General features: G+C 36.7%; 14 protein-coding genes. 4 read left to right on the top strand and 10 right to left on the bottom strand.

Going from position 1 to position 16,451, the window contains the following annotated elements; translation table 11 throughout:
• Nucleotides 1–25: 25 nt before the first annotated feature.
• Complete coding sequence (locus AB1278_RS10255) at nt 26–664, top strand: response regulator (protein ID WP_137906118.1); 639 nt, start codon at nt 26–28, stop codon at nt 662–664.
• Between the two features lie 120 nt (nt 665–784).
• Here AB1278_RS10255 and AB1278_RS10250 read toward each other — a convergent pair whose 3' ends face one another.
• From AB1278_RS10250 to AB1278_RS10230, 5 genes are all read right to left on the bottom strand, one after another.
• A complete protein-coding gene (locus tag AB1278_RS10250; RefSeq protein ID WP_429814148.1) occupies nt 785–1,921 on the bottom strand; it encodes a hypothetical protein in 1,137 nt (378 codons plus the stop codon).
• Between the two features lie 609 nt (nt 1,922–2,530).
• On the bottom strand, nt 2,531–3,451 hold the full coding sequence (locus AB1278_RS10245) for a pentapeptide repeat-containing protein (protein ID WP_429814145.1): 921 nt from the start codon (nt 3,449–3,451) through the stop codon (nt 2,531–2,533).
• Between the two features lie 177 nt (nt 3,452–3,628).
• Nucleotides 3,629–4,225: a Crp/Fnr family transcriptional regulator gene (locus tag AB1278_RS10240; RefSeq protein WP_202838714.1), complete on the bottom strand. Its 597-nt coding sequence runs from the start codon at nt 4,223–4,225 to the stop codon at nt 3,629–3,631.
• An 857-nt stretch (nt 4,226–5,082) separates the two neighbouring features.
• Nucleotides 5,083–6,093 (bottom strand): NAD-dependent epimerase/dehydratase family protein, encoded by a 1,011-nt coding sequence (locus tag AB1278_RS10235; protein WP_429814142.1) that lies wholly within the window; start codon nt 6,091–6,093, stop codon nt 5,083–5,085.
• 64 nt (nt 6,094–6,157) lie between these two features.
• Nucleotides 6,158–6,733: a Crp/Fnr family transcriptional regulator gene (locus AB1278_RS10230; RefSeq protein WP_429814139.1), complete on the bottom strand. Its 576-nt coding sequence runs from the start codon at nt 6,731–6,733 to the stop codon at nt 6,158–6,160.
• A gap of 332 nt (nt 6,734–7,065) precedes the next feature.
• On the opposite strand from AB1278_RS10230, the gene AB1278_RS10225 reads away from it, so the two are divergent.
• Together AB1278_RS10225 and AB1278_RS10220 are read left to right on the top strand one after the other, a co-directional pair.
• Nucleotides 7,066–8,079, top strand: coding sequence for a terpene synthase family protein (locus tag AB1278_RS10225; protein ID WP_137906123.1), 1,014 nt, complete (start codon nt 7,066–7,068; stop codon nt 8,077–8,079).
• A 47-nt stretch (nt 8,080–8,126) separates the two neighbouring features.
• Nucleotides 8,127–9,131 (top strand): terpene synthase family protein, encoded by a 1,005-nt coding sequence (locus AB1278_RS10220; protein ID WP_343638710.1) that lies wholly within the window; start codon nt 8,127–8,129, stop codon nt 9,129–9,131.
• Between the two features lie 275 nt (nt 9,132–9,406).
• On the opposite strand, the gene AB1278_RS10215 is transcribed toward AB1278_RS10220, so the two are convergent.
• Together AB1278_RS10215 and AB1278_RS10210 are read right to left on the bottom strand one after the other, a co-directional pair.
• Entirely contained in the window at nt 9,407–10,054 is a 648-nt protein-coding gene (locus tag AB1278_RS10215) for a response regulator (RefSeq protein WP_228406558.1), read from the bottom strand.
• The gene (locus AB1278_RS10210; protein ID WP_343638714.1) at nt 10,051–10,785 is read right to left on the bottom strand and encodes a sensor histidine kinase; all 735 of its coding nucleotides are present in this window, start codon (nt 10,783–10,785) and stop codon (nt 10,051–10,053) included. The genes AB1278_RS10215 and AB1278_RS10210 overlap by 4 nt, the downstream gene beginning before the upstream one ends.
• A gap of 415 nt (nt 10,786–11,200) precedes the next feature.
• On the opposite strand from AB1278_RS10210, the gene AB1278_RS10205 reads away from it, so the two are divergent.
• A complete protein-coding gene (locus tag AB1278_RS10205) occupies nt 11,201–11,338 on the top strand; it encodes a hypothetical protein (RefSeq protein WP_181398003.1) in 138 nt (45 codons plus the stop codon).
• A gap of 49 nt (nt 11,339–11,387) precedes the next feature.
• Here AB1278_RS10205 and AB1278_RS10200 read toward each other — a convergent pair whose 3' ends face one another.
• Genes AB1278_RS10200 through AB1278_RS10190 form a run of 3 tightly spaced genes read right to left on the bottom strand, consistent with a single transcriptional unit; the run spans nt 11,388 to nt 16,446 of the window.
• Nucleotides 11,388–12,821, bottom strand: a complete 1,434-nt coding sequence (locus AB1278_RS10200; RefSeq protein WP_343638717.1) for a hypothetical protein — start codon at nt 12,819–12,821, stop codon at nt 11,388–11,390.
• A gap of 10 nt (nt 12,822–12,831) precedes the next feature.
• The gene (locus AB1278_RS10195; RefSeq protein WP_343638719.1) at nt 12,832–15,636 is read right to left on the bottom strand and encodes a hypothetical protein; all 2,805 of its coding nucleotides are present in this window, start codon (nt 15,634–15,636) and stop codon (nt 12,832–12,834) included.
• 9 nt (nt 15,637–15,645) lie between these two features.
• Nucleotides 15,646–16,446 (bottom strand): WxL protein peptidoglycan domain-containing protein, encoded by an 801-nt coding sequence (locus AB1278_RS10190; protein WP_227944132.1) that lies wholly within the window; start codon nt 16,444–16,446, stop codon nt 15,646–15,648.
• Nucleotides 16,447–16,451: the final 5 nt, after the last annotated feature.

Below are 16,451 nucleotides of genomic sequence, written 5' to 3'. Positions count from 1 at the left end.
ATCAATTAAAATAAAAAACAAAAAGATGAATAGAAAAATTATTATTGCAGATGATCACTTAGTAGTAAGATTAGGTACTACCCTGATTTTGGAATCCCACTACAAAGATGTAAAAATTTCCTGTGCAAAATCCTATATCGAGCTCACAGAAAAATTATATGCTGAGTCGTTTGACCTGCTGATTTTAGATATCAATATGCCGGAAAGCAAATATTTGAGTATGATTGGTGAAATAAAAACAATACAGCCCAATCTTAAAATCCTTGTTTTTTCGGTGTATGACAATGATGTTGCCGTACGATACATCATTGAAGGAGCTGATGGATACATTAATAAATTATCAGATGAAAATAACATCCTGGAAGCAGTTCACCAAATCTTTGAAACCGGAACTTATTACTCACCGGATATTGTAAAAAAGCTTGTTTCATCTGCTAAAAAAGATACTCCCATCAATCCACTTGAAACATTATCTGAAAGAGAAAAGGAAATATTTGATCTCCTGGTGAAAGGTTATGGGAATATTGAAATATCGAATGAACTCAACCTTCACCTTTCCACTGTGAGTACTTATAAAGCAAGAATTTATAAAAAGCTCAATATTAAAAATGCTGTGGATCTTGTAAGGCTGGGCGATAGAAACCAGATCCACAAACATAAATAAACGTCCCCATTATCAAAAAGATGGGCTGAAGTACGTATTGAGAGTATAAAAAAACGGAATAAATATTCCGCTTTTTTATACTCTATAATCTATCAGAATCGTAAAGTTATTATTACAATTTTAGTAATGCTTTTTTGATTTAATTTTCTTCTGTAATTTTTGAGTCAAGGTAAGTAGCTCATTAATTTGTTCTCTTTGAGAGTCAATTTGTTTTTGCTGTTCTATGACATGTAAATACAGTTCTTCTACTTTTTCCAGAGTTTGGGTTGATAATCGGGTAATATCAAAAGAATATCCATCTTTCGTTTTCTCTAACTCTTTAATAGAAGTTACCCCGGGCAAATGCTTATTATCCTGAATAAACTTTTCTGTATCATAAATAGTTGAAAATTTATAATTTGAATTCATATTTGAAATCCCGTTAAAATACTGATCAAATACATAATCCGGATAAGTAGCTGTTGTTGTAGCAATGCTTCCATTTACTTTTAATCTTTCCGATCCGAATGTGATACCGCTATTATATCCTATGCCCAATTTCTGATGAATAAAAAAATTCCCATCCGGTTCTATGGTTGACTGTACTGTTCCTCGATCTCCCGCCACCGGAGCTGTCACAAAATCAATACCTGAGGGAGTATTTGTATAACCGGTCCCAATAGAAAGTACCGTACTGTTGCCTGTAGCAGAAATCTGTGCTGCCGAGTCAGTATCACAATAAATAAATAATGAGTAATTGCCACCATTGGAAAAACCCATTGAAGATCTTGTTCCTGTTCCTGAATCCTGTATAATCCCAAGACCGGAACTGTTATTAATGGTTGTAGTCTGTTGATTCTCAAATTTCAGATCTTTTCCATTCTGGTAAACCGTTCTGGTATTGGTAAGTGTACCATCTGCATTATAAATATTATTATAGATCAGTTTTTGCCATACTGTACCATCAAAATAATAATACCCGATACTGTCGATATTCGTTCTAGGTCCGGTATTATTACCTGTTGAGATATCTGTTATATATATCAATGCTCCTTTTTGATCAGCTCCATAAAGAGAATCCCCTTTGGCAGAAAGCTGTGCTCGGGTAAGCCTCGGCGCCTGAAGTCCGTCAATATCAGCAACCCCTAGTTTTCCATTAACATCCAATGTGGAATTAGGTGTTGTAGTATTCACCCCTACACCTGTGGTCTGTGCAAAAATATCAGAAGAAGCTGTTAACAAGGCTACCGTTAATAAAGTTGTTAAATTTTTTCTCATTGCTTTTATATTAGTGTTTAAACTTTTTTTGAAGTGAATAGATATGAGGCCAGCAAGTAAATATGATCTTATATCAACTTGTGCATTCATAGCACAAATAAAAAAATATCACTTTACTTAAAATTGGAATAGAAAAAAACGGCTTTTTGCTTAAGGATAAACAAAAAGAATAAAAATTTTATAGAGGCTTTACAACCTGAGATAAATGTATTGTTCTACATATAGCTTTTGGGGAGTACTTTAGAGAGTTTAAATATATTTTTATTGTTCTTTCATTTGTATTTCATCATTACTGACTTAAATAATTCTTTTATTTTTTAAGGATTGAACTACTTTATTTTAATGATGGTACAAATTTAAGACACGAGAGCTGAAAAATTTATTTGCTCCGTGTAAAAACAAATTGCCGGTCTTGTAATATTATATCTTGTTTCTGTAGTTTAAAAATTACATTTCCAGAATTTAAATGAATATTTCTACCAATGCTCTGTGAAAAAATTTTTAAATAAAATTATAGTTTTCTCACAGAAACTTTCAAAAATAAAACAGAAAACAGGACATCATCAATATGAGATGTCCTGTTTTCTGTTGAATATGGCAATGGATTATTTAAATAATGGTGACTTCAGACAAATCAGCTCCCAGGCCTTTGAGGGAAGCAAATGTTAGTTTATCCATCTTTACATTGTCAAAGTGGATCGTTTTAATAGCACGATAATACTTATTGGTGAGAGAAAAAGAAGGAATGAAAGATACATTATTTAATATTGAATCCTTAAAAGTAACGCCTTCCAATGAAACCCTGTCAAATCTTACCCCAATGAAAGTAAGATCCTCCAGAGACATTTCCCGTATATCACAATATTTAAAATGTACACCATCAAAAGTACATTTCTGGAACACTGTGTCTTTAAGATCAATCATTCTCAGTTTTACATCTTTCATTGTTAAATCAGTAAATTTAACTTTCCCCAGACCAATTCTATTGAATTCAGTCCGGATAAGAATAGCCTTATTAAAATCTGATCCTGATAGATCAAGTGTGGAGAAGCTGCAGTCTGTCAGGTTCGTTTCTTCAAAATTGGAATCACGCACATCGCTGGTTTTGAATAGGCTTCCGGTAAGATCAGCCCCGGAAAAATCCGATCCAGACAGTGAATTGGCTACAAATTTGGTATGATGTGCAGTAACGCCTGCAAAGTCTGTTTGTGAAAGATTGCTGCCTTTGAATGTGTTAAGCTGCTCTGGTATATCAGCCTGATCAAACGGTGCTGAGTTTTCTATTGGGCCAATACTCTTAAGACCTGCTCTTTCATTTTGAGATGGGTAATTTTCTGAAAAATAGTTGAGATCAACATCTAAAATATCAGCAAGCTGGTTGATGGTTAGGATATCCGGAACAGATTCTCCCCTTTCCCATTTTCCAACGGCTTGCGGACTAATATAGATGAGCTGGGCAAGCTGGGCCTGAGACATATTTTTTTCTTTTCGGGCCATCGCTATTTTATTGCCTAATATCTTCGTATCCATAATTGATAAGTTTTTTATTTCATTTAACGATACAAAGATAATCAGTGCACCACCCGGATATCTTATATTAATGAATACTTTGAGTTGTTTTACCGCTATTTATAGTTGTATTTAACAACCAGTAGTTGTTATATAGGACATCTGTAGTATAACTGCTGAGAATACTGTTCTAAATGATCAGTACAAAATCCGTCGTCCATCAAGTTTAAGAAGTTTATCCGCAGCCATCTTTTTAATGGTCCGTATTACGGTTTCAACACGTAAACCCGTTAAATTGGCAATCTGCTGTCTGGTAAGCGGGACCTGATAAGGATAAGATTTTTGCTTTAATGAATTTTCCTTGTAATAATCCAGTAAAGATTTTATTTTTGGTACCGGGTCTGTGGCTGAATTACTAAACAGTATTACATATTTATAAAAAAGCCGGTCGGAAAGATAACGAAACATGGTAAAAACCAACTCCATATTTTCACTCAATATATTCAAAAAGTTGGATTTTGGTAATCTGATAATTTTGCAATCGGTTCGGGCAACGGCATTCATCGGGTAATTCTTATCTCCAAAAAGCAGAGACTCTCCGAAGCTTTGACCTTCAAAAATAATGTTCAGGGTAAATTCCTTACCATCTTCATGATAATTATTTAATTCTACTGTTCCCGTAACAATCTGGAAATAATAATGGGGAATACCTCCCATTTCATAAATAGTTTCCTTTGCGGGATAATTTTCGTAAACTGCTCCGTTTTCGAGCAAAAGATTTTCATCGATAATCATATTATTCAATTTTTTGGTTATAGTTACGAATGAATATCTCAATAAAACCGGCAGTCTTTTAAGTGCAAGTTTTAAACAACTCAGATTGATTTTTTATCTCTGAAGGAATAAAAATCATAGTTGCTGAACATTATTTCGTAATTTTCAACTCCGAATAGCTATCTAATTTATTTTCCCCGACCCGTATGAATTAAGGCTGGTAGCAATAAGGTAAAGTTTGAGGTATAGAAAATATTGGTATTCGCATGTAAGCGTTACAGTATAGTTATATTGGGAATACAGTATCTCCCTTTGTAACGCTGTGGGGAATATTCGACATAATCATAGGGGAATAATGCAGTTATGCATTAACTGGCAATACCACAATATTATTAGCCATAGAACCGTGATAATCGTTTTTTAATGGTAACAATAATCTATTATTTCGGTCGTTGAATACATCTTTCAAAAGGTAATAATATGCTCCTTTCTGCCATTTGATGAAAATAAGTTCCTAACAACTGATGATAATTTTAGTTTAGGTTTGCTGTTCTTATTTCTTATTTTCTTTTATCTTATTATTACAAATGTAGAAGAATAATAGTATTTATCTTATGATGCTGATCATATAAAATAAACTAAGGATTAACCATTTTTCATGCAGCCGGATTGCATTGAACTTTCACCATTACAAAACGGTCGATTTTGGCCAAAAAACTTGAATTTGAAGAAAATACATTCACATTAAAAATACATTAAAAATAAAAAAGATGGAAAAGTATTCAAAAAATACCTCCTCCATCTAAGTTAACAATACAAGTTACTCTTTTCCCAACATTTTTTTAAATAGATTGAATTTCTGTCATCGGAACTGGTGATTACAGCAAATTTTTATGCTTCATCAGATAGGACAAAGCTTCTCTTACGGCCTGTTCGGGATTTTTCGGATTAAAACCCAATTCATTTCTGGCTTTGGAAATATCAAAATTCTGTTGTAGCCCTGAAAACATGGCAATATCCTTTGTAGTTAATACAGGAGGTTTTCCACTAATTTTAGCTGACAGTTCCATTAATCCGGCAATGGTATAGAGGACAAATTTAGGAACAGAACCCGGCACTTTGATTTTCAGTTCAGGATAAAGCTTTTGAGCCAATCTGATAGTGTTGGTAATAGTCATACATTTTTCATTAGCTAAGATATATCGTTCTCCTGAGCGACCTTTTTGAGCAGCAAGGTAACATCCTTCGGCAACATCTTTTACATCTACCCAATTAAGGGTTATTTGGGTATCCATTGGTATTTGTTTATTTAAAATTAACTTCAGTACACCATAGGACACATTCAAAGGAAGAAATGCTTCGCCACCTATCATTGCTCCCGGCATTACGGACACCAGTTCTATTCCTAATTCTTCAGCGAGTTGAAAAGCCAGTTTCTCACCATCGTTTTTCGAATTATAATACATATCCCGGCGGTCAGGATTATACCCATTACTTTCTTTAGCAGGAAGATGGGTGTAATCCAAAGCTGCAATGGAACTTACATAAACGATTCTTTTCACGCCCGCTTCAGCAGCAGCTTCAATCGTATTTCGGGTTCCGTTCATATTGACATCGTAGATTTCCTTTTTTGGATTTTTAGCCCACAATTTAAATGATGCACCTACAGCATAAAATGTATGAACCCCTTGAAGAGCCTTAACAAAGGAACCTTTGTCCGTAATGTCAGCCTGAACTACTTCGCAGTTCAGATCCTTGAAACATTCTTTATTTTGGATACTGCGAACGGATGCCCTTACATGAAACCCTTCTTTTATTAGTAATCTTACCAGATTATTACCCAGATGACCATTCGCACCTGATACCAATACTAAGTTTTTGCCTGTCATATCTTTTGATTTTAAATGATAATGCAAAATTCACTCATGCTCATTCAAAATCACTTCACAAATGTTACCTAATAATCTGCTTGCGGATACGGCTCAAACTTTTAGGATTCATCCCTAAAAAAGAAGCGATATACTGCATCGGGACATTGTGGAGAATTTCAGGATTTTCCGTTATCAGCTTTAAATAACGCTTTTCAGCGGTCAATGTTGCAAGATCCTTTGCCCGTTTTTCATTATAGGACAACGATTGCTGAAATACCAAAAAACTGAAATCTTTAAATGCAGGACTCTGCCGGATAAGCAGGTCGAGATCAGCTTTTGTGATGCGTAAAAGCTCACATTCGGTAATACACTCGAGATTTTCTTCAGATTTATTCTGATTGACAAAGTTGGTATATGATGTAATGAAGCCAGGAGGACAGTTGATATGTGTGGTTATCTCATCTCCTTTATCATTGTAATGGAACAGCCGCACAAAACCTGAAACCACAAAATACAGGTACTTTGGTATTTTTTCTTCTTCCTCAATTATTCTGTTTTTTGGATACAATACAGGTTCGAAATACCGATAACAAAGCTCTCTTTCTGAATCTGAGAGTTTTACATTTTTTGAAATAAGTTGGTTCAGCTGATTGTGCATAGCATTACAAAAATATAAACTTCCGGGTTAAAATCCACTATCATCTGAAATTGGCTACTTTCCAACAAGAGGATCTGTTACCAGTTTATTTACCTCTAATGGAATTGATTCCCACACTAATTAAATGATCTCTCAGTAATTTTTTAAATAAAATTACAGTTTAATTATAATTAATTTGTAACTTCATTTCATTATTTATGATTGTATCTTTTTGATATACAGCTAGTTTTACTGTATATCATTTTTTGGGCAAAGCTTATCATTTTTTATGATATCCTCTATTGAGTTAAAAAATGATAAACTAAAAAATAAACCATTAAAAACATATAATCATGAGTAATGAAAATTTTAACACGCTTGAACTGCTTCACAGAAAGTTCAGATACCCGTTTCCCACTTTAAAAAATCCTTATGCAGATCAATTGCAGGAAATAACAGAGCATCAATGGATCGACGGAGAATATCTCTGGCTCTATGAAAAAAATCCTGATGTCCGCAGGAAATACAAAAAAACAAAAACGGCCCACATTGCAGCGCAGTGGTTTCCTACCGCATCAGCCGAACGATTTAAACCTATTTGCAGGCTTATGCTCTGGACTTTGTACAATGATGATCTATATGAGGAAAGTGAACCTGATGACATCGATTATGTGCATTTGCAATCAATTGCAATTCTGAATGGTGAACTCAGTGCGGCACAGTCTCCAATTCCCTTAGGTTCAATGCTGGGCTCATTAAGGCAGGAACTGCAGCAGTTCATTCCACAGGAATCAATTTCCCGGTTCACACAAATGATCAGCAGGTACTTTAATGGATTAAAAACAGAGGTGCAGTATAAAAAAAATAAAACATTCCCAACAATCACCGAGTGTATTGCCCTGAGAGAAGATTCTATATGCCTGTATCCTTTTCTGCAGCTTACAGAAGTTGAAACCGGAGTCATTCTGCCTCCTGAAATTCATGCCCATCCGGTTATTCGTCGTCTACAGGCATTAGCGTGCCATCTGGTAACGTTTTTCAATGAAGTACAGTCTGTAATGAAAGATGAAGCCACAGAGAGTATTTATTACAATATTGTGAAAGTGATACAGCACGAACGCCAAATGTCTTTGAAAGAAGCCTGTCTGGAGGATCTGCGTCTCCATAATGAAGACCTGAAAGAGTTTATCACCTTACAGGCTTCTCTTCCGGATTTTGGAGAATGGCAGGATGCCGTAGTCAACTGGGTGCATTATATGAGTATGGTATTAAGCGGCTGGAAAAATATTTCTACCAAATTAGCCCGTTATAATGCCATGGAATTTCCGGATGCAGAAGAGATGAAAAACAAATTAAATCAGATATAAACAAGCTGTAAAAAAGTAAATCCAGAACAACCTTAAACTTTAATAAAATGAAAACCGAAGAATATCATTCAAAAGATTACCTACCACGCGGCTATTATCCATGGCCGGACCTTATCAGCCCGCATGCTGAACAAATGGGAAAAGATATGGAAGGATGGATTGATAACGACTATACTTTCCTGACAGAAAAACAACGTGAAAAATACAAGAAAATGAGGTTACATATGTGTACTGCACGTATGTGGCCAGACCTCACTTATGAGCAAAGTATCCCTTGCAATAGATTCATGCTGCAATATGTTGCGCTCGACGATCAGGTAGAACACTCATCTCCCAAGGAAATGGAACAAATGAGAAATCGATGTACAGCAATTCTCAGAGGAGAGCAGCCAAAACCCGAAGAAAATGCACTTTATCAACACATAGCATTAATAAGGGACGAATTCCGTGCATTAATGCCTGCGATATGGGTAGAACGTTTCATACATTATTTTTATCAATCGTTCCGGTATGGAATTGAGCTCGAATATCCTTACAAGAAGGCTGAACGGCCACCATCACTCCATCTTTTCAAAACCATCCGCGAATATTCAGTTCTTATGCGGCCGTATCTGATTTTTGGTGAGATAGAGTCAGGTCTCGTTTTACCTGAACATATATTTGAACACATTGTTTTTCAGAAAATGATATCTCATATGACCTTAACTGTGGCATGGCAGAACGATATTCATTCTCTGCCTAAAGAAATGGCGAAAGGAACTGAGGTTTTTAATCTAGTTTTTGTTTTACAGCAACAATACAATCTTTCATTGGCAGAAGCCTGTTCAGAAACTTTTCGTATTCACAACGAAGAAATGGCAGGTTTCATGACTTTACACAGCGAATACCGTGAGTTTGGAGAATATCAGGAACACGTAGACCAATTCGTTTATTATGCAGGAGTGGGACTACAGGGAGTGAATACTTTTTACCTCGAAACGGAAAGATATCTGCACGGAGGAGCAGGCTTTGCCTGGCCGGAAAAAATTGTAAATGAAAAAGATCTTCTTTAAAATCATTCAGGATATCAGAAAATAAGATAAAATATACTATTCTTAATGCAACAGCAACATTGTTGTATTATTATTTAATTGTGTTAACAGGGACAAGGGAAGAAAATGAAACAGCATATTAAAAATCAACCTGAAAGACAGAATGATATGATATACCGATATATGACTCAAAGCACAGACCTTAGAGATGTCTTCTAAGGTTCCAAAACTTACGAACCGGAGCAAAAAGTGGCCCGTCTGCAACTATTTAGTCTAAAGTTTCTGTGATAGCATTTTTACTGATTATACAGCCTGAGAATGTCCACCAATTCGGGTAGGGATCGTATTTTCAGTTTTTCAAATAACCTGTTTTTGTAAGTGCTGATCGTCGATGAATGGAGATTCAGCTGATTAGAAATTTCTTTGAGGGGAAGACCTTCCGCAAGCTTATTGGCAATTTGCAATTCGCGGTCTGAGAGCGCTTCAAAGGGAGATTTTTTCGTCGTGCCATTTAAGGATTCTAAAAAAATAGCTTCCTTTATATTATCACTGACATACCGTCCTTTACTGAGCATAGCCGCCAAAGCAGTTTCAATGACTTCAGTGGAGCTTAGCTTACTTAGATAGCCGCCAGCTCCCATTTTCAGATAACGCATTCCATACAGCTCTTCATCCTGTGAAGAAAATATTAGAATTTTTAATTCAGGTTGATGTAATTTTATGTAATCTATTGCTTCCTGAACAGTGCCATTGGGCATATTAACGTCCATGATGGCCAGATCGAATTCTTCTTTCAGAATCAATTTGTACAGTGATTTATAATCCTCTACTTCTGAAATTATGGCATCGGGTCTGAATCGTTTGATTGTTTGTATCAAACCCATCCGGACGATACCATGATCGTCTGCTACAACAATGCGAATGTTTACTTTTGAACCCATCATTCTATAAATTTACGTAAAAAAAGAGAAACCGTAGTACCTTTATTTTCAGCGGAAATGATCTGGATGTTTCCATGCAGCAAGGATATAAATTTTTTTACAATTTTCAAACTTAATCCAACTCCTTTCTCGCCTGCAGTTCCCAGAAATATGGGATTATCATAATTGTAGATCCCCGATAAATACTTTTCATTTATTCCGGTTCCGGAATCAATTACAGAAAGTACAACCTGATCACCTTCTGTAACGGCCTGAAAATAAATATCCTGACCCGGCAAGGAGTATTTTACCGCGTTGTTAAAAATTTTATCCAAAACATATTCGAGCAACAGGCGATCGCTTGTAAGAAATGCATTGTGATCTCCTTTAAAATAAAATTTAACGTTTTTTTCTTTTAATTTAACAGTGTATTTTTCTTCTAAATAGTGAAAGAGGTCCATCACCATGATTGTAACGGGTTTAATCTTAAATTCCCCGTATTGTGTTTTTAGCCAGGTAATGCTGTCCTGAATCGTTTGCAGATTCTTCCGGGCATCACGTTTTATCTGCGGCAATAACTTAAAAAAATCTTCCTCACTTATAGTCTTTTGCTCCAGCTCTTCGATAAGCCAAAGAAAGGTTCCAAACAGTTCTTTTGAGTCATGAGACAATATCGAAATCAGTCCGTTCTTGAAATTAATTTCGTTTTCAAGTCTTTCGATTTTTAATTGTAGTTCGTTGATAAAATCATTCATAAATTCAGTATCACGGTTAGAAGCTGTTTGAATTGTTTTTTGAAAGAAGGCAGAAAGAGTTATATTGTTTAAATACGAATAAAAACATATAGTTCAGACCTTTCTTCCAGGAGCTGGCAAGTTATAAAAAATATCATATTAGTGAAAAAAAAATCAAATGGGATTTACCTGAAATAATACAGGTCCTGTTTTATCTCACAAAAAAGACTGTGTCAGATTCCATGAGAATTTTGACTCTGGCAGACTGTTTACCGGTAGTATCGAAAATAGAGAAAAGGTGAAATATAGAACAGTATCAACAGATTACTGATCACAAAAAGCTGAATGATACAGGATAAAAATGGCAGACTGAAGTGGCAATCATTGATAGCCAGACTACCAAAATACATCCACAGGTACTAAAAATATAGGGCTGATGAAGGAAACTCATCAAAAAAGAAGACGCATCTATGGAGATACTTCAGGAAATCTTTTGGAAAGTTTTGTGGTTTCGGTCAATTGCTATCACGGAAGTACAGCTGTAAAATGCCCGGACAAAATACGTTCAGAATGAATTATCGCAATTAAACGGATCTATAAGAAAACTATTTCAGAAAGTAGGGTTAAATTGCCGTAAAACTATAATACACATTGACAGAGTAAGTGGTATTTTCCTTTCCTACCAAACTTTGGGCACCCGCAGGCGAAATGGTGTATCTTACATTTAGTCCGCGGTCCAGAACCGGAGCTCCGTTAAAGAGTATTTTTTGAGGAGTTTTGGATAAAGGTACACTTACAGAACTTCCATCCACACCAATTTGTAATATATTGGAATTAATGTTGGTCTGTAAACCGCCTTTCTTGAAATAATTTTCGTCCGATTTTACATAGAGCTCAAAATTTTCATTATTAGACAACATAATCTGGTTGGGAATCATTTGTGACTGACCATCCGTGTAATGGGCAGCAGTATTAAAATTGAAGTTGACATTGCGCCCGGAACTGGGAATGGTGATCTCCGACAGGGGAAGCACCTTCAACTGAACAGCCGTATTTTGCAGGCTGTTAATGGAGTTATCTGTACTGCTGGCATTGAAGTTCAATTCAAACGTGTAGGTTCCGGCTTCAAAAAAGAAGTTTTTAAAATCTTCCGCAGACACATAAAGCTGGGGAATGAAGCTGTTTCGGTTTCCCGCTGCAACACTGAAATTAGCCGCGGAAAAATTCTGAAAATCGGCAGATAAAGCTTTGGTGGTAAGTGCAGATCCGTTACTCCCCAATTTAATGCTGGCAATATTTCTGGTTCCCGGAACCCCTTTAGAAGAAGTAAACTGAATGTTTGCGGAAGCAGCTTTCGCCCCAAAATTAAAATCAACCGTATTCGCGATTTCCGTATTTCCCAAATCCCACACCCGAGTGCTTGTATTCCGATAGTCATTCAAAGAAGAAATTTCTATGTATTTTGTTAAAGAGTTTGCAACCCATCGTATAGATGAAGGAATAATTAAAATTGTTTTAAAATTACGGGGTGTGAAGTCATTATAATTCTGAGTGATATCCATGGAGTAATTCCCGGCACGGAAAGCATTGGCTGTAAATTGTGAGGCAGGAATTTTAAATGTAAAATTGATGTTTCCCCGGTTGAATCCTCCCGCGAGACTGATCGATGGCGGTTCAAACCATTTTACAGCGCTTGTACTGAACGACTGAAAACCTGGCAAATAGCCTGAAATTCCGGTATAGGGCAGCTGGCCTCCCATACTTTCCAACTGCCACAGAAGCGTGGAAGAAGGTAAAGTAAGTGAAGAAGAAGAGTGAGTAAAAGCTGGTCCTGAAACAGAGGTAAATGTAGGTGCGGTTGGGAGTAATCCCAAAAAGGCATAATCCCAGTTGGTTCTGTTGGCGTTCGTCATTACCCTTGTAGGTACTGAGGTAAATTCGGTCCTGTTAAAAATATTACTTTCAGGAACCGACAGGTACACATCCTGAGCTTTCGAGGCTGCAGACCCGCAGAAAACAATAAAAATTCCTATTAGAAAAGCCCTCATCTTTTTCATACTTTTAAATTTAAAACTTTTTCACCTTAATGGTGGTGTCTTTCTTCTTATATTCAAAAACCACGGTTTTTGAGTACCCTTCTTTTGTCACCAGAATCGTTTGGGTAGGTTGTGTATAGCTGTATTTGTCATTTTCAATATAGAGGTTGTATTTTCCATCTTTCAGGAAAAATTCAAACTCATTTCTTTGGTTAACCACAGCAGTATAGATTGCACCATCTTCACCTTTTGCATACACCACTATTCCGGTTACATCCGTTTCCAAAACATCGTAGGCCTGCCTGATCTCTGTTAATTTCCCGCTTACCCTGATGTTTTTTACCAGGCCCACTTTGCGGTTAATATTGTTATGGACCATAATGGAAGGATCCATCATCAACCGGGCACCTGCATTTTCGTTCACTTTCAGTGTGTAAGTACCTTCTGGCACATTCTGAAAGACTACTTTTCCATTCTTATCCGTCATCGCTACATAATTGTCCAGTTTTACAATTTCATTAGCAAGTACCGATTCGCCGGATTCCAGAAGTCCATTGAAATTTTTATCTTCAAAGAACTGGAAAGCCACTTTATGATTTCCAAGAGCCGTAGCGGTGGTAAAATATTTTTTAATCCCCGCTCTGAACTGGTAATAACTGCCGCTGCTTGCATATTCAGCCGTAGATTTATACCCGGAAAGATTAAAATAACCTGTGGTGGACCAGGAAGGCGAAATCTTATATTCCAGATTACCGGTGATATTACTGTTTAAATTTTGATACAGTTGCGAATAAAAGGTTCCCGCTGAAAAAGATCCGGTCAGATTATGATTAAACATCTGGAAATTATAAGAGGCGTATACATTGTAGTTGGCGAAATTACGGTTTACATTATAATAAGAATTTAAATCAAAGACACTTGTTGCGTTCCATTGGGCCGTTCCGTTGAGGGAGAATGACTTATATCTGTAAGACAAGGTTGTTTTCAAACTGTTGAACCAGTCTGGTTTATCATTCTCTTTTGAATAAGAATATTCCGCCGTAAGGTTCAATCCGTGAGCACCTAAAGTAGTACTGATGTTGGCTTCCAACCTATAGGAAAAAAGTTCCTGTGATGTGTAAAAATTAGCTGTTTTTTGCTTTTCAACCTTTGGAGACAGTAGAAAATTCCATTTCTTTAAAGAAAACTGATATCCTAGTCCCAAAGCTTCTGTACTGTTGAAATAATAACGCAAATTAGCGGTGTTCCCAGGTTGGATTGGCTCGCTCTGGAAACTCAGGAACTCAGGCTCTATCTGCGAGTTCTGATATTGTATAAAAGCGCGATGAGCAGCAGAAAATTGGCGGCCGATCCTCTGATTTGAGAAAAAGGATCCCCTTTTGATCCCTGCATAACTTTTGGTCGCAAAGGAATTGACAGATTGTATATCCCACTTCCCTATTTTCCCTTCGTAATTGGCTCCCAGTAAAGCTCCTGCATTTTCATCGTTGTTCAAAAGACCTTTTTCCTGGCTGACTCCCACCTCCGTTCGGATGGTGTGTTTATCGCTGACTAACAATGATGTGACCGCATTCGCTACCTGCGTATCTACGTTAAAGCGCGGATCATGGTCGAATATATAAGACACTTTCCCATTAAAAGATTTAGCATTCCCAAAAGCATATTTTGTACCTACCATGGTAGATCCTTCTGTTTGCTGGAAAAAAGTGCCATACAGATTATAATTATTTTCCAGCGCAAGAACTTCAATCTGATTATTTTTACCAAATCTGGTAGAAACCTTCCCGCCTCTTCCGAAAACCGGGTAGTCGTAATCGCTGCTGTTAACATTTCCCAAGCGTAATACCGTATTTTTTCTCTCCAGTTCCAGCCAGGTATCATACAGATTATAACGGCCGTCTTCAACATAGTAATCTGCACCGATATTGAAGCGCGATTTTACATTATCAGTAACACGAAATGCTGTGTTTCCCCTCAACTGGAGATAATTGAAACCTGAACTGTTTTCATTATAGCTCATTTCCGCAAAGTTACTTCCGCTCACCGCTTCATTTCCACGGGCAATCTGTCTGTTATGTGATAAAATGACTAAATAGAGCGTGTTGCTTCCCACGATTTTATTATCAAGAAGGTCTGTGACAATTGCATTAATATTAAATTCCGGATAAAGTGTATTCTGTTTTCTGACTGCAATTTTAATCTCAACCGTTTGTTTTTCCAAACCTTCCAGGGATACAGTCTGTTGTTTTGGCAAAATTTCCAAACCATCAGGAATGGATTGCAGATCAATTTTAACGGTGCGTTTACTATACCCCTGATTTTCTACAGTCAGCAGAATTGAGGATTGAGGTAAAGCAGGGTTAATGAAATTTTCGTAGCTGGTGGTATAAACTGCGATGTTTTTGTTCTCGCCCTTAGCAACGAAGAACGAGGCGCTTTCAGTTCTGGTGACCGTTGGAGTGGCGTACGAAACCTGGAATTGGATCTTATTGGATCTAAGTTTCATAAAATCCACGTTGGCAATCAGTTTCACAGGAAGATTTTTAGACTGACCAGCGCCTAAGGTAAAGTCATTTTTGGGATAGAAAAGCAACCCCGGATAGTTTTCCTGAGGAATAATATTCTGAATAATAATCTCTTCAGAACTTTTATTCTCAATGACCAGGAAATTAGTAAAGGTAGAACCTTTTTCAACAGCTAAACTGTCGTTTTCAAAATGGATTTGAATATCCTTTTTTTCCTGCGCAAAGGCCCACGAAAAGTGCAGAAGAACAAATATAAAAAATAAGATTGTTCTTCTTAGTACTGAGGTTGATATTCCATTCTGTGGTTTCAAGACTTACTATTAAAATTTAAAGTTTTTTTCTCCTACACGTAAATCATTGGATTCTGCCATTTTGACGATAACCACGCCAAGAAAGTTCCCTGAAATGTTCTCCGGTAAAGAAAACTGAACGACCTGATTGGTATCCGGAAGCATGGAGATTGAAATTGCGGGTAATTTTATTTCTTTGCCACTGTCTGTGTTGGTGAGTTCAAACTCAACGGTAGCATCATTAATGGTGTTTCCATCATTGTGAATGCTTACTGCGACTTTTCTGTTCGCTGCATTCTCATTGCTCACTTCTGCAATATTGGTAATATCCAGACTTTTTACATGGTTTCCCGGTGGAGTATAAAAGATGTGAAGTCCCACCTCAAATAAGGTGATAATACCAATACCGTTCTGAACACGTGCCTTATCTGCCTGCTGAGGAAGCTGAGTAAAAAACAACATACTGTTCGTAACGGCAGATTGTGATGCGTTTGCAGGAATCTGCATGGTTACTGCAATCTCCTTTGTACTTTTCGCAGGAACTGTTACAGTGTTTTCTAAGGTAGATACCCAGGAAGCATTAGACGTTTTTGAACTGCCTGCTTCAAGATAAACCTTATTTCCGTCTTCTTCTCTGAACCAGTCTTTAGAGTTGAGATTAAAGACATAATCCTTATCCGAGCTGTTCTGAAGCGTGACTGTCTTTGTTACTTTTTCTCCCGGATTGCCGGTAAAAAACAAACGTGTAGGCGACATAGAAATACTTTGTGCCAGAAGTGAAGAAGATCCTGTAAGGATAAAGAAAATGAAAAGGGGAATGAATTTGTGCATGGCGT

It is taken from the genome of Chryseobacterium sp. NRRL B-14798 (genome assembly GCF_050470705.1).
GTDB lineage: Bacteria > Bacteroidota > Bacteroidia > Flavobacteriales > Weeksellaceae > Chryseobacterium > Chryseobacterium cupriresistens.
The sequence above is the reverse complement of the archived record's forward strand: the minus strand, read 5'-3'. Positions and strand labels throughout refer to the sequence as shown.

What these genes read in the sequence shown, in the direction of transcription:
- AB1278_RS10255 (WP_137906118.1), top strand. Translation starts at nt 26, where the DNA reads ATGAATAGAAAAATTATTATTGCAGATGATCACTTAGTAGTAAGATTA.
- AB1278_RS10250 (WP_429814148.1), bottom strand. Translation starts at nt 1,921, where the DNA reads ATGAGAAAAAATTTAACAACTTTATTAACGGTAGCCTTGTTAACAGCT.
- AB1278_RS10245 (WP_429814145.1), bottom strand. Translation starts at nt 3,451, where the DNA reads ATGGATACGAAGATATTAGGCAATAAAATAGCGATGGCCCGAAAAGAA.
- AB1278_RS10240 (WP_202838714.1), bottom strand. Translation starts at nt 4,225, where the DNA reads ATGATTATCGATGAAAATCTTTTGCTCGAAAACGGAGCAGTTTACGAA.
- AB1278_RS10235 (WP_429814142.1), bottom strand. Translation starts at nt 6,093, where the DNA reads ATGACAGGCAAAAACTTAGTATTGGTATCAGGTGCGAATGGTCATCTG.
- AB1278_RS10230 (WP_429814139.1), bottom strand. Translation starts at nt 6,733, where the DNA reads ATGCACAATCAGCTGAACCAACTTATTTCAAAAAATGTAAAACTCTCA.
- AB1278_RS10225 (WP_137906123.1), top strand. Translation starts at nt 7,066, where the DNA reads ATGAGTAATGAAAATTTTAACACGCTTGAACTGCTTCACAGAAAGTTC.
- AB1278_RS10220 (WP_343638710.1), top strand. Translation starts at nt 8,127, where the DNA reads ATGAAAACCGAAGAATATCATTCAAAAGATTACCTACCACGCGGCTAT.
- AB1278_RS10215 (WP_228406558.1), bottom strand. Translation starts at nt 10,054, where the DNA reads ATGATGGGTTCAAAAGTAAACATTCGCATTGTTGTAGCAGACGATCAT.
- AB1278_RS10210 (WP_343638714.1), bottom strand. Translation starts at nt 10,785, where the DNA reads ATGAATGATTTTATCAACGAACTACAATTAAAAATCGAAAGACTTGAA.
- AB1278_RS10205 (WP_181398003.1), top strand. Translation starts at nt 11,201, where the DNA reads ATGAAGGAAACTCATCAAAAAAGAAGACGCATCTATGGAGATACTTCA.
- AB1278_RS10200 (WP_343638717.1), bottom strand. Translation starts at nt 12,821, where the DNA reads ATGAAAAAGATGAGGGCTTTTCTAATAGGAATTTTTATTGTTTTCTGC.
- AB1278_RS10190 (WP_227944132.1), bottom strand. Translation starts at nt 16,446, where the DNA reads ATGCACAAATTCATTCCCCTTTTCATTTTCTTTATCCTTACAGGATCT.